General features: G+C 60.1%; 6 protein-coding genes and 1 pseudogene. 3 read left to right on the top strand and 4 right to left on the bottom strand.

Annotated elements, in window-relative coordinates:
* Nucleotides 1-10: 10 nt before the first annotated feature.
* From ACESTR_RS01785 to ACESTR_RS01770, 4 genes and pseudogenes are all read right to left on the bottom strand, one after another.
* A complete protein-coding gene (locus tag ACESTR_RS01785) occupies nucleotides 11-3,091 on the bottom strand; it encodes a SusC/RagA family TonB-linked outer membrane protein (RefSeq protein WP_373178708.1) in 3,081 nt (1,026 codons plus the stop codon).
* A 22-nt stretch (nucleotides 3,092-3,113) separates the two neighbouring features.
* Nucleotides 3,114-4,428 (bottom strand): annotated as a pseudogene (locus ACESTR_RS01780) (trehalase family glycosidase).
* Nucleotides 4,429-4,468: 40 nt separating this feature from the next.
* Nucleotides 4,469-7,012 carry a beta-mannosidase gene (locus tag ACESTR_RS01775; RefSeq protein WP_278714472.1) on the bottom strand — a complete coding sequence of 848 codons (2,544 nt, stop codon included), beginning with the start codon at nucleotides 7,010-7,012 and terminating at the stop codon, nucleotides 4,469-4,471.
* Between the two features lie 29 nt (nucleotides 7,013-7,041).
* Nucleotides 7,042-8,607 carry a SusE domain-containing protein gene (locus ACESTR_RS01770; RefSeq protein ID WP_302576144.1) on the bottom strand — a complete coding sequence of 522 codons (1,566 nt, stop codon included), beginning with the start codon at nucleotides 8,605-8,607 and terminating at the stop codon, nucleotides 7,042-7,044.
* Nucleotides 8,608-8,979: 372 nt separating this feature from the next.
* Between ACESTR_RS01770 and ACESTR_RS01765 the strand changes: the two genes are divergently transcribed.
* The 3 genes from ACESTR_RS01765 to ACESTR_RS01755 are packed head-to-tail and all read left to right on the top strand — an operon-like array spanning nucleotide 8,980 to nucleotide 13,230.
* The gene (locus ACESTR_RS01765) at nucleotides 8,980-10,986 is read left to right on the top strand and encodes a glycoside hydrolase family 97 protein (protein WP_302576142.1); all 2,007 of its coding nucleotides are present in this window, start codon (nucleotides 8,980-8,982) and stop codon (nucleotides 10,984-10,986) included.
* 3 nt (nucleotides 10,987-10,989) lie between these two features.
* Nucleotides 10,990-12,327 (top strand): MFS transporter, encoded by a 1,338-nt coding sequence (locus ACESTR_RS01760; RefSeq protein ID WP_009597662.1) that lies wholly within the window; start codon nucleotides 10,990-10,992, stop codon nucleotides 12,325-12,327.
* A gap of 9 nt (nucleotides 12,328-12,336) precedes the next feature.
* Nucleotides 12,337-13,230 (top strand): AraC family transcriptional regulator, encoded by an 894-nt coding sequence (locus tag ACESTR_RS01755; RefSeq protein ID WP_130063158.1) that lies wholly within the window; start codon nucleotides 12,337-12,339, stop codon nucleotides 13,228-13,230.
* The last annotated feature ends 13 nt before the right edge of the window (nucleotides 13,231-13,243 follow it).

Raw genomic sequence — 13,243 nt, 5'->3', positions numbered from 1 at the left:
CTTGTCAGAATTAGAAGTTAAGGTCGATACCGACGGTGTATTTGCGGAGTTTGGGGTATCCGCCCCAGTAAATGCCGTCGAGTCCCACTTCGGGGTCGTATCCGTCGAATTTGGTGAAGGTGTGTACGTTGTCTATGTTGGCGTAGATGCGCATGCCCTTGAGGAACCTGCGGTTGAAGTGGAGGTTGTAGCCGAGGGTGATGTTCTGGATGCGCAGGAACGAGCCGTCCTGAAGGAAGTAATCCGACAGCCAGTATTGCCGGGCGTTGTTCAGCCGCGGGAAATCGTTGGTCGGATTGTCCGGAGTCCACCGCTTGGCCTTGACGCGCGGGCTGAACGTATAGTTGTTGTACAGTACGTCGTTGCCGTAGACGCCGTAGAGGAATACGGAGAGGTCGAGGTTCTTCCAGCGCAGCGAGAGGTTCAGGCTGGCCGTGAAGTCGGGATTGGGGTCGCCGATGATGCACCGGTCCTCCGGCGTGATGGCGTAGTCGCCCGTCAGGTCTACGTATTTCAGCTCGCCGGGGCGGTCTTTCAGTCCGTCGGGGTCGATGAATCCGGGGTCCTGTCCCTCCTGAATGATGCCGTCGACGCGGTAACCGTAGAATACGTTCATCGGATGGCCTACCGTATAGATGCTGGCGTTCTGGTTGAACATGGAGACCGGTTCGCCGGTCACTTCGTAGTACATGCCCGTCAGGTAATCCTGCGAGAGACCGCTCGAAATGGCGTCGCCCAAGCTTACGACCTTGTTGCGGTTCATCGAGTAGATGAAGGTGGCCGAGAAACTCCAGTCCCTCGTGTGGACGATGTCGCCTTCGAGGCTCACCTCGAAGCCCTTGTTCGTCACTTCGCCGTCGTTGACCCATATTTTGTCGTAGCTCGACGACAGGGACAGGTATTTTTCACGCAGCAGGTCGGTGGTCTTTTTGTAGTAGACGTCGGCGGTCAGCCGCAGGCGACGGTCGAAGGCTGCGAAATCGACGCCGAAATCGAGCTGCCAAGTCGATTCCCACTTCAGGTCCGGATTGGCGATGCCGCCCCATACCATGTACCGGTTGTTGGCGCCGGTGCGGCCCACCTCGTAGCCGGGGCCGATCACGGTCGTCCACTCGCCGTTGTGCCAGAATTTCTCCATGCCGTAGCGGTCGAGGGTCTGGTAGCTGCTGATGCCCTGATTGCCGGAGGCTCCGTAGCTCAGGCGCAGCTTCAGTTCGCTCAGCCAGCGCGATTGCTTGAGCCACGGCTCGTTGTGCATCTTCCAGCTGACGGCCCCCGAAAGGAAGAAGTAGCCCCACTTGTTGTTTTTGCCGAACTTCGTCGAGCCGTCGGCGCGCATGGTGGCCGTCAGCAGGTATTTGTCCTTGAGCGAGTAGTTGATGCGCCCGTAGAAGGAGAGCAGCTTGCTCAGGTAGTACCCGTCGTTGTATATCTGGCGCAGGTTGGGATTGCCGGCGTTCATGTTTTCGTTCTGGAGGATGTCGTTGACGAATCCGCGGGCGGTCGTGTAGAGTCCGCGGCCCGTGTCCCAGTTGTAGGAGTGGCCGGCCATGACGGTCAGGGCGTGGTTCTCGTTGAACGTGCGGCTGAACGTCAGGTAGGTCTCCGACATGAGGTTCTGGTTGAACGAATTGTTGATCTGGGCGATGCCGCCGTTGTCGTTGGCGTCCTGCGAAGTGTTGCTGGCGCGGTACACGTCGCCGACCGAGGTCTGGTAGCGGTAGTCCAGCTGTGAGTGGATCGTCAGCCCCTTGACCAGCTCCCAGTCTACGGCCAGCGAGGTGACGAAGTCGCGGCCGGTGGTTTTGTTCAGCACGTTATCCAGAATGACCAGCGGATGGCCGAAGTCCTGCGCCCCGGCAAGATAGTAGTTGCCCTCCTTGTCGTAGACGGGCCAAAGGGGGTTGCGGCCGTATTCGAGTCCGTTGCTGATGTTGCGGTTGGTGATCGAGAAGACGTTGTAGGAGGTCAGTTTCAGGTTCTTGTAGAGGTTGTAGGTGACGCCGAGGTTGGCGTTGATGCGCTCGTAGGAGTCTTTCTTGTACAATCCCTGATTGTTGTGGTAGTTGACGTTGAGGTTGATCGAGGCGCGGTCGTTGGCGCTGCTGATGGCTGCCGTCGTGCTGTTCAGGACGGGGGTTCTCAGGCAGAGGTCGCGCCAGTCGGTATTGGCCCATTCGCCGTTCTGTATCTCAAGCAGCGAGGGATAATAGATGCCGCCGATGGTCTGGCCGATGTAGATGGGGTTGAGTCCGGCGTTTACCTGCTCCTCGTTGGTGACCTGAGCCATGAGCATCGGGTCGTACCAGATGTCGAGCGGGTCGGAGAGCTGGCTGATGACCGTCTGGTGCTTGACCGAAATGTTGGTCTGCCCCTTTGCGGCCGACTTGGTCGTGACGAGGATCACGCCGTTGGCGCCCCGCGATCCGTAGATTGCCGATGCCGAGGCGTCCTTGAGAATCTCGATCGACTCGATGTCCGAGACGTTGATCTGCGAGAGGTTGCCCGCATCGCCCATCGGGAAGCCGTTGACTACGACGAGCGGTGTGTTGGAGCCTTCGAGCGAGCTGTTGCCGCGGATGCGGATAATCGCTCCCGCACCCGGATCCTGCGAAGTGTTCAGCACCTGAAGACCTGCGGCACGGCCCTGAAGCAGTCCGTCGACCGAAGTGGAGGAGAGGTTGTCGAGCGCCCCCATTTTGACGGACGCCACCGAACCGGTGAGGTCGCTTTTCTTTACGGCGCCGTAGCCGACCACGACCACCTCGTTCACGAGTTTCGAATCGTCTTCGAGCGTGATCGGGTAGAAGGTCGCCGTGGTGACCTCCTTTTCCGCCGTTTTGTAGCCGAGCATCGTGATTTGCAGGGTCGCACCCTTTGCGGCGCCGAGTTCGAACGTTCCGTCGGCTTTGGCGGAGGTGCCGTTGGTCGTCCCTTTGACGATGACGCTGGCCCCCGCGACGGGCTGACCGGCCGGATCGGTGATTTTACCCCGGATGTTCTGGGGCTGGGCCCAGACCGTTCCGGCGGCCAAGAGAAGAACGGCTCCCAGCAGGAACCTGCCCAAGTTGGTTCGTAAGTTTGGTTTCATAGGGTTGTTATTTTGTTGGTTGTCAGTAGCTCATGTATTCCGAGGGCAGCGGGTCGGGCTGCATCTCCCCAGCCAGATAGTCGTCCAGACAGATGAAGGTGCCGGCGGTCCAGCCCAGCATCGCGGGCATCTCGTATTCGTTGCTGACATCGGTCGTTCCCGTTTCCGCGTTGTACTTTTCCCAGAGGTTGCCCGTCGTCTTGAACGATTCGGTGACCGCTTTCATCCATTTGACGGCAATGCGTTCGGCCTCTTTGCCGTATCCGTAGCGGGCCAGTCCCATCACCGCATAGAAGCAGACCGGGGGCCACGTGTTGGGATAGGACCACTGGTAGGGGTAGTCGTAGGGCTTGTCCTCGCAGGCGGCGATGCCGTAGGGGAATGAGCGCCTGTACGATGTCGCCGGCGTATTCACGGGGTACGGCGCCGGAGTAGAGGAGCGCGAAGACCGCTCCCGAAAGCACGTCGGAGCGCCGGCCGTTGTCGTAGTCGTAGTCGTAGAACTGTTTCGCTTCGGGGTCGTAGCAGTATTGGAGTATCCGTGCCCGGCGAAGCTCCGCTTTGGCGATCCATTCCCGGATCTCGTCCGTACGACCCAGCTCCTGCGCGAAGCGGGCGAAGTTCACCTCGTACATGAAGAGGTTGGCATTGAGGTCCAGCGGGCAGAAATCCGTACACCGGCGGTCGTAGCGCGGGTTGAAGTCCCAGCCCGATTCGGCTTCGGCGACGAAGTCGAGCCCCAGCTTGTGGAGCCGTTCGGGGGTGTAGCCCTTGTCGAAGAGGTCCGTTCCGAGGCGTTTGCCGCCGGTGACCAGAAATTCGTCGACCAGAGCGTCCGATGCGGAGCTTCCGTAGCGGTTCAGTCCGGTGGGCGTCAGGCGCTCCCGCATCCAGAATCCGTACTCCTCCTTCAGAGTCTGGTATGCGTCGGCGAGCCACTGCTTGTCGCCGGTCAGCCGGTAGATGCGGTCGACCATCATGGAGAGGTAGGGCGTCTGCGACCGCGCTTCGTAATAGGTGCGGCTGCCGTTGTAGACCTTGCCGAAGCGGCGGACCATGTAGAGCAGGTTGTCGGTATTGCCTTTGGCCAGTTCGGGATGGCCGTCCCGGACGAGTCCCTCGTTGGTGAAGAAGGTGTCCCAATAGTACATTTCGCGGAACATCGCCCCGGCCGTGGGAACCGTGTAGGGGTAAGGCAGGCCGATGAGCGTGGCGGTGTCGGCGGTGCAGTGCTGGACGGTCGTGTGCCAGTTGTCGCGGATGAACTCCCGCACGGCCGGCACGTCGGGGTTCTGCGGGCGGCAGCCGGCGAAAGCGAGACCTGCGGCGGCTGACATGACGATAAGTATTTTTTTCATGGGTATCTGTTTTTCGGGGTTAATAGGTGTCGGCCAGCGACATTGATTTCAGGCGCCGTGCAAGCTGCTTGGCGTTCAGTTCCGACGCCACGCGGACGGTGCGCGTTTCGCCCGGCATGAGGTCGAAGAAGTTGTCGGAGAAGTGCGCCGTTTCGCCTTCGACCGACAGATAGACGCCCCGCGCGAGGTTGTCCGACCGGACGGTGACGTCGTACTCCCCGCCGGCCCGGTCTACCTTGCAGTGCAGGGTTGCTTTCGGGTAATTCATCGTTTTCTGCTGTACGAGGAAGTAGTTGTTGCGGTATGTCTTCCCCGCAGCGGTGAATGTCGCCTGAATGACGACCTCCTCCGGAGCGGCTCCGTTCAGCAGCGTCCGCGTGTCGATGGCGGCGACTTTCGTGCTGGCGTTGGCCGGGACGTCGATCTGCTGTTCGAATTCCCCGGTCCGGCCGCCCGTCAGACGCACCGCCCGGACGCACAAGGTGCCTTTCTCCGGAGTGAGCAGGTCGGAAACGGCGTAGATGTCGAGTCGTCCGCCGTCGAGGATCGGGGAGATCAGTATGTCTGCGAATGCGTAGCGGGCGAAGTAGTGCTGCGCCTTCCAGACGCCGTACCAGTCGCGGCTCGACCACGAAGCTACCGGCCAGCAGTCGTTGTGCTGCCAGTAGAGCGATCCCCAGCAGTAGCCCTTGTCGCGGCGGTGCGCCTCGATCGCCGTTTTGATGGCGTCGCCCTGCAAGATCTGGGAGGCGTAGAGGAACGACTCGAAATCGTGCGGTTCGTGGTATTCGTTCAGCAGGTAGCTTTTGATCAGGTTGTTGGCGTGCTCGCCGCCCCGCTGGTGGGACATCATGACTTCCGACGTGATGTCTTGGTCGCCGGGCAGCGGCGCGTAGCGCTTCACCGTTTCGAAACACGGGAACGACTGGAACCCGTATTCGCTGAAGAAACGGCTGCGCTGGCGGTTGTACTCGGTGATGGGTTTTTTGGCGTGCCATACCTCCCAGTAGTGCCGGTCGCCCTCGTGGTCGTTGCTCATCGCGCCGTAGTCCGAGAAGGGCGAGGTGGGCTGGTAACCCATGTCGGGGGCGTATTCGGCCACCACTTGGGCCAGCATGCGGTAATACTGCTCCTCGTACTGTTTCCAGATGATGTCGGAGTATTTCGGGTCGACTTTGTCGACGTCGTATTTCCAGCCGCTGAGCCACGAATCCTGATTCTCGTTGTTGCCGCACCAGTAGACCACGCAGGCGTGGTTGCGCAGGCGTTTGACGTTGTCGACGGCCTCCAGACGCATGTTCTCCAGCAGCGCCCCTTCGGCCGGGTAGACCGCGCAGGCGTACATGAAATCCTGCCAGATCAGGATGCCCTCGCGGTCGCAAAGCTCATAGAAGAAGTCGTCTTCGTAGATGCCGCCGCCCCAGACGCGGAGCATGTTCATGTTGACGTCGACCGCGTCCCGGATCGTGCGTTCGTAGGTCTCGCGGGTGACGCGGGGCAGGAAGCAGTCGCAGGGGATGTAGTTGGCGCCCTTGCAGAAAACGGGTTCGCCGTTGAGCAGGAACCGCAGGCTGCGTCCGTAGGCGTCGGGCTTCTTCTCGACGGTGACGGAGCGGAACCCGACCTGTGCGCTGTGGCCGGCCAGCACGCGGCCTCCCAGCTCCACGGAGGTACGGAAAGTATAGAGGTGCGGTTCGCCCATGCCGCGGCACCACCATAGTTTCGGATGCTCGATCGTGAACGGGACGCTGACCCGGTTCATGCCCGCGTGGAGCTGCACGCTGCGCGAACCGAGCACCCGTTTGCCGTCGGAGACGGTGACGACGGCGTTTTCGACGGGCGCTGCCGCTTCGATCTCCACCTGCGTCTCGACACGGGCGGCTTCGGACGAGACCTCCGTCTGGCGGTGGAATACGTCTTCCAGACGCAGCTCGTTCCAGCCCTGAAGTTTTACCGGACGCCAGATGCCCGACGTAACCAGCCGCGGACCCCAGTCCCAGCCGTAATGATAGCCCGCCTTGCGGGTGAAGGGGCTGAGTTTTTTTCCGTCGAGTCCCCCGTTGTCCGCCTGATCGTTCCAAGCCTCGTAACGGTAGGGCAGGGATTCGTACAGCGGCAGGGCCTTGTTGATCGGGGAGTGGAAATAGACGCGCAGCACGTTGCCGCGCTCCTTGAGCAGGGGTTTGACTTCGGCGGCCCAGCGGCGGAACATGTTGTCCGCCGTCAGGATCTGCGTTTCGTTCAGGAAGACGTCGGCATAGGTGTCCAGACCGAGGAACTCCAGCCGGATGTGTTCATAGCCGCGCATCAGCGCTCCGGCGTCGAAGGAGACTTCGTAAATCCAGTCTTCCTTGTCGATCCACTGCAGGGAGCGTTCGTTGAGCCGGTAGTAGGGATCTTCGATCAGCCCGTTGTCCATCAGGTCGGTGTGGACTACGCCGGGTACCGTCGCCGGATGCCATTCGTTTCGGTTCGCCTGTCTGAACTTCCAGCCGGAGTGAAGCGGCATCGTGTCGTTGGCGGCCGATCCGATCGTCGCCGATCCCGCTAAAAATAATGTCATAATTGCCTTCAGGGTTTGTTTGTACATGACTAGTTCTCTTTGGTGAGGGTGAGGGTCATCGTGTTCAGGTTCAGATTGATGGTGTAGGTCCCCGACGCATACCCGAAGCGCGACGGATAGAACTGCGGGTCGCCCTTGGCGTCGCTCGTGGCCTGATCGTCGATGCGGATCACCGTGCCGAACGGCGCGTCGGGGGTCTGTCCGTACCAAGGCCACCAGCCGTCGGACGAAGCGAAGATCTTGAATCCCTTGTAATCGCCGTCGAAATTCATGGCGACACCCGTGGCTTCCCATTCGTTGTCGCCCTTCTTGGGCAGGTAGGTGCGGCTTTCCCAGCCGCCCGGAGTGGCTTCGCCGGTCATCGAATAGGCGGTCGAGTAGTCGATGCTTTTCGCGGTGAGCGTCATCTTCATCGTGTTGAGGTTTACCTCGATGTCGTATACGCCCTTGCCGTAGCCGAGTTTGCCGGGGTATACCTGCGGTGCGTCGGTGTCGGTGACAAGCTGCAGCGAGATGTCGTCGGCCGTGGCGTCGTCGGTCATGGCGTAGTAGACGCTCCAGTTGTCGCGTTCGGTGAACATCTTGAAGCCTACGTCGCCGTTGTCGCCGAACGTCATGTCGATATTCCGGGCGCGGTAGATGCCCTCTTCGGCCTTGGCGAGCTGCGTGCCGTCCCACGTCCAGCCCCATGTGAAGCAGCCGCCGAGCAGGTAGAGCTGTTCGGGCAGCGGCGCTTCGGGCAGGTCGCCCGTGCGGGTGAGGGTGAGCAGCTTCGTGTCGAGGTTTACCTCGATGTCGTAAACGCCGTTCTCGTAGCCGAACGATCCCGGCTGGAACTGCGCTTCACCGCTTTTATATACGGCGATCTTTCCGAACGTCTCCGCCGAAAGGTCCTGTGCGGCGAAACGGGGATCGTCCGTGTCGTTGACGTTGCGCGAGAAGTAGAATTTGAAGCCGTTGTTCAGGCTCATGGGCTGCACGCGCAGCTCGACGCCGGAGGCCTGATACAGGTGGGAGCCTTCGCGGCTTTCGGGCAGTTCGAGGCCCGCGTTCAGATCCCACTGCCACGGGGTGGCCGCACCCACCATGATCAGCGAGGGCGGGAAGTTCGGATAGGTCGTCTTCGGCGTTATTGCGCAGTTTTTGATCTCCGACAGCTGGGCGTCGAACTCCTCGTCCGCGTTTTTCGCATATACGGCGAACCGCACCGCCGCTTCGGTGCCGGCTTCCAGATCGAAAGTGTTGAGAAGCAGCTGATTCAGCTCGCCGTGAGTGAAGTCGTGTGTCAGGGCCGCGCCCTTGTCGATGACGACCGGACCGGAGAACATGTCGCGGTCGGTCAGGTTGACGTAGAGCGTGTAGGCGACCTCGGTCTGCTCGTCGTCGGTCGCGGCGGTCCATTCGGCGTGCAGGGCCGGTTGGTCGGAGTGCTCCGGGTCGACCAGCACGGCATCGGCCGAGAGGGTCAGCGTGGGGGCTGTCAGGGTTGCGGGTTCCGGAACCGGTTTTTCGGCCGTGTCGTCGGAACTGCAGGCGGCGGCCAGAAGAAGGGTGGCGGCCAGACCCGCGGTCAGATAGTAGAGTTTTCTTCGCATATAGGTTGGTTTTTGATTGGATTGATCGGGTGTATATGCCGAAAACAAAATTATCGTTTTGTCCGAGCCTGCAATAGAAAGGTTCGAAAAGCAAAAAAGTTTGATCGGATCGTATCAATCCGACGCTTTTTTTGCGCATGAAAAGGCCCTGAAAAGTGGGTTATACGAATTTTAAATATTATTAAAAACGATGAAACGGAATATGTATGGGTTGATTCGCTGGTATTATGTGATCTTTTTGTTGTATTATTCGATTGAAGTGTGTCATGGCTCTTGGAAAATACTTTTCGACGATGTAATTTTACCTAAAACCACACGGATTAACATGCAATGTATTGTTAATCATGTATATAACCTGATAATAACCGGCCTATGAAAAAACTCTTCCTTTTTCTCTGTCTTCTGTTCCTGCTGCCGACCGCCGCTTTGTGCAGGGATAAAACCTATACGATTCAATCACCCGATTGTTCGTTGACCGTCACGATCGGATGCGGTGATCGAATCGTATATTCCGTCCGATCGGATACGAATCAGATTCTGAAGCCTTCGCCCTTGGCTCTCAGGCTCGTTTCCGGCGAATGCTGGGGCCGGCGGAGCCGGGTGGCCGGAGTGCGGCGCTACCGGATCGACGAGGTGTACGACGCACCTGTTTATAAAAAGCGGAAGGTGGAGGATCGCTGCAACGGGATCGTGATCGATTTCCGGGAGGGATTTTCGCTGGAGTTCCGGGCCTATGACGACGCGGTGGCTTACCGCTTCGTCGCGCGTCAGCCCGGCGAGGTGCTCGTTGCGGGCGAAGAGGCCCGGTTCCGGTTCGCTCCGGGAGCCGTCGCATTCGTGCCCTATGTGCGCGACACCCCTTGCAGGCACGACGGACTGGCTTTCGGCGAGCAGTTCATGCAGTCGTTCGAGAACACCTATACCCGTACGCCGCTTTGCGAAATGGACTCCGCCCGCTTGGCGTTCCTGCCGCTGCTCGTGCAGACGGCCGGGGGTGTGAACGTCTGCATCACGGACGCCGACCTCGAATCCTATCCGGGCATGTTCCTGCACCGAAGCGGCGCGGACGAACTCGAAGGCGTTTTCGCGCCCTCTCCGCGGAAGGTCGTGCCGGGCGGTTACGACCGCATGCAGGGCGTGGTCGAGGAGTACGAGCCGTTCATAGCCTCCCTTGCGCCGGGAGACCGGCTGCCGTGGCGGGCGCTCAGTATCGTGCGGCAGGATACCCGGCTCGCGGACAACGATCTGGTCTGGAAGCTCGCTTCGCCCTGCCGGCTCGACGATATTTCGTGGATCGAACCCGGCAAGGCCGCGTGGGAGTGGTGGAACGACTGGGGGCTTTCCGGCGTGGACTTCACGGCGGGGATCAACCAGCCCACCTATGAATATTACATCGATTTCGCATCCCGCAACGGTCTGCGCTACCTCGTTCTGGACGACGGCTGGAGCCGCGATCACCATTCGCCGCTGGAGACGGCCCCCGGACTCGATCTGCCGGCGCTGGTGAAGTACGGCGAAGAGCGGGGCGTGGGACTGATCCTCTGGCTCGGTTACCTCCCGTTCGCCGAACAGATGGAGGAGCTTTGCGAGCACTATTCCGAAATGGGCATCAAGGGATTCAAGGTCGATTTCATGGACAGGGACGACCAGCAGATGGTCCGGTTCGTCTACGATGCCGCCCGTACGGCCGCACGGCACAAGCTGCTGCTCGACCTGCACGGCATATTCAAACCTGCGGGAATCCAGCGGACCTATCCCAACGTCATCAATTTCGAAGGCGTGCACGGGCTGGAGCAGGTCAAATGGTCGCCCGTCGAGATCGATCAGGTTACCTACGACGTGACGGTGCCCTTCATCCGGATGATGGCCGGACCGATGGATTATACGCAGGGAGCTATGCGCAATGCCTCGAAAGCGAATTTCCGGCCGGTGAATTCCGAGCCGATGAGTCAGGGAACCCGCTGCCGGCAGCTGGCCGAGTATGTCGTATTCGATGCTCCGCTCGCGATGCTGTGCGACTCCCCGTCGGCCTACGGACGGGAACCCGAATGCCTGCGCTTCATCTCCGGCGTGCCTACCGTCTGGGATGAGACCGAAGTGCTCGCCGGCGAGGTCGGCGACCATATCGTGACGGCGCGCCGTCACGGCGACGTGTGGTATGTAGGGGGACTTGCCGGCTGGGACGGCCGTACGGTGCGGGTCGATCTCTCGCTGCTGCCCGAAGGGACGTATGCGGTGGAGCTGTTCCGCGACGGCGAGAACGCGGCGCGCATCGCCCAAGACTATGTCCGGGAGGAGTTCCTGCTGGCTCCCGGTAAATCGTTCGATGTGAAAATGTTCCCCGGAGGCGGTTTCGCCGCCCGGATAACCAAGCGATAGCGTATGGGCATACGTCTTAGGGAAAAGATCGGTTACGGACTCGGCGATACGGCCTCTTCGATGCTGTGGAAGCTCTTCAGCGTCTACCTGATGTTCTTCTATACGGACATCTGCGGCATCGACGCATGGGTGGTCGGCGTCCTGTTTCTGGTGACGCGGATCTGGGATTCGCTGCTCGATCCCGTCGTCGGGCTTCTGTGCGACCGCACATCCAGCCGGTGGGGGACCTTCCGGCCGTGGCTGCTGTGGGGCGCCCTGCCCTTCGGGGCGTTGGGCGTCCTGACCTTCTACATGCCGGAGTGGGGAACGGGCGGAAAGGTGGTCTATGCGACCGTGACCTATTCGCTGATGATGATCGTCTATTCGTCGGTCAATGTGCCCTATGCCGCACTGCTCGGCGTCATGTCGGCCGATCCGCACGAACGCACGGTGCTCGCCGCGTTCAGGATGACCTTCGCCGCCGCAGGCAGCATGGCGGTCGTGCTGGCGGTCGAGGCGCTGGTGAAGGCTTTCCGGCCGTGGGCTGGGCCGTCGGCGAGCTGGACCGCGGCGGTCGCCGTCGTGGCCGCGCTTGCAGTCGTGCTGTTCTTCGTGACGTTCTCAACGACGCGGGAGCGGGTACGGCCCGTGCGGGCGGAGCGGCATCCGGTGCTGCTCTCGCTGCGCGACCTGCTGCACAACAGACCGTGGCTGATCCTTGCAGGGGCAGCCGTATGTCTTCAGGTGTTCAATGCGTTCCGGGAGAGCGGGACGATCTATTTCTTCAAGTATTGCGTGGCCGGCGAGACTGTCGGCACGGTGTCGTTCGCCGGGATCGCCCTGACCGGGTCGGCCCTGTTCCTCGCCGTGGGGCCGTTTTTCAACATTGCGGGCATCGTGCTGATCCCCTTCGCCGCGGACCGGTTCGGACGCCGGCGGACGCTGGTAGGCACCTTGCTGCTCACGGCCGTTTTCAGCTTCGCCTTCTATTTCGTGCGGCAGGGCGGTTATTCCGTGCTGCTTCTGGCGCAGGCGCTCATCAGCCTGAGCGTCGGCGGGGTGTTGCCGCTGCTCTGGGCCATGTCCGCCGATACGGCGGACTATGCCGAACGGCGTTCGGGCCGCCGGGATACGGGGCTGATATTCTCCTCCTATTCGATGGCCCAGAAGATGGGCTGGGCGGTCGGAAGTGCCGCGACGGCGTGGATACTGTCGCTGGCCGGATTCGAAGCGAATGCCGTCCAGTCGCCGGCTGCGCTTACGGTTATCGGCTGTCTGCAAAGCGTCTTCCCGGCTTTGGCCGCCTTGGGAACATGTGCCTTTATTCTGTTTTATCCGCTGGCCGACTCCCGGCCCAAATAATGATTTGTTATGCCCAATCCTGACATATTGACCGAGATACCGCCTATTTCAGGGCAGGACTGCTTCGTCGTGTTCGACCGTTACAAACGCGAATTCTGCTTCCCCGTGCATATCCACAAGGAGTACGAGCTGAACCTTGTGTACGGAGCGCGGGGGGCGACCCGCATCGTGGGTGACTCCGTCCGCGAAATATCCGACAGGGATCTGGTCCTGATCACGGGTTCCTACCTCGAACACGCGTGGCTGAACGGCAATTTTTCGAAGAATGCCGATGTCCATGAGGTCTGCGTGCAGTTTTCGCCCGATCTGTTCGAATCGGGGTTCATCGACAAGAAGCAGTTCTATCCGATCAAGAAGATGTTCGAGTATGCGCGCCGCGGCATCGCATTCTCCGAAGAGACGGTTTCCCGTGTCGAGCCGATCGTGGAGAACCTGATACGCAGCGAAGACAGGTTCGATTCGGTGCTCAACTTCCTGATGCTTCTCAACTGTCTGGCGCGCGAGAGCGATTACCATATCCTCGCCCAGCGCTCCGTGTCGATCGAGAACAACGTCAATTACGACATGCCGCGCATCCAGAAGGTGATGCAGTTCCTGAACGATAATTTCCACCGGGACATATCCATCGCCGAGGTCAAGGCCCTCGTGAACATGAGCGAACCGACGTTCAGGTGTTTCATCAAACGGCATTCCGGAAAGAGCTTCGTGAATCTGCTCAACGACATTCGCCTTGGGGCGGCTTCGCGCATGCTGATCGAAAACCCGACCAAGAACGTTTCGGAGATCGCCTACAAATGCGGATTCAACAACCTCTCCAACTTCAACCGGATCTTCAAGAAGGGAAAGGGTTTGACTCCCAGTCCATTCAAGACGTTCTACACCCAGAAGAAAATATCCGTATAAATTCAACCTAAAA

The sequence above is a fragment of the Alistipes sp. DJF_B185 genome (assembly GCF_964250025.1).
Taxonomy (GTDB): Bacteria; Bacteroidota; Bacteroidia; order Bacteroidales; family Rikenellaceae; genus Alistipes; species Alistipes finegoldii.
Note: the sequence above shows the minus strand (reverse complement) of the source record. Positions and strands in the feature narration are given on the sequence as shown.

What these genes read in the sequence shown, in the direction of transcription:
- ACESTR_RS01755 (WP_130063158.1), top strand. Translation starts at nt 12,337, where the DNA reads ATGCCCAATCCTGACATATTGACCGAGATACCGCCTATTTCAGGGCAG.
- ACESTR_RS01785 (WP_373178708.1), bottom strand. Translation starts at nt 3,091, where the DNA reads ATGAAACCAAACTTACGAACCAACTTGGGCAGGTTCCTGCTGGGAGCC.
- ACESTR_RS01760 (WP_009597662.1), top strand. Translation starts at nt 10,990, where the DNA reads ATGGGCATACGTCTTAGGGAAAAGATCGGTTACGGACTCGGCGATACG.
- ACESTR_RS01770 (WP_302576144.1), bottom strand. Translation starts at nt 8,607, where the DNA reads ATGCGAAGAAAACTCTACTATCTGACCGCGGGTCTGGCCGCCACCCTT.
- ACESTR_RS01765 (WP_302576142.1), top strand. Translation starts at nt 8,980, where the DNA reads ATGAAAAAACTCTTCCTTTTTCTCTGTCTTCTGTTCCTGCTGCCGACC.
- ACESTR_RS01775 (WP_278714472.1), bottom strand. Translation starts at nt 7,012, where the DNA reads ATGACATTATTTTTAGCGGGATCGGCGACGATCGGATCGGCCGCCAAC.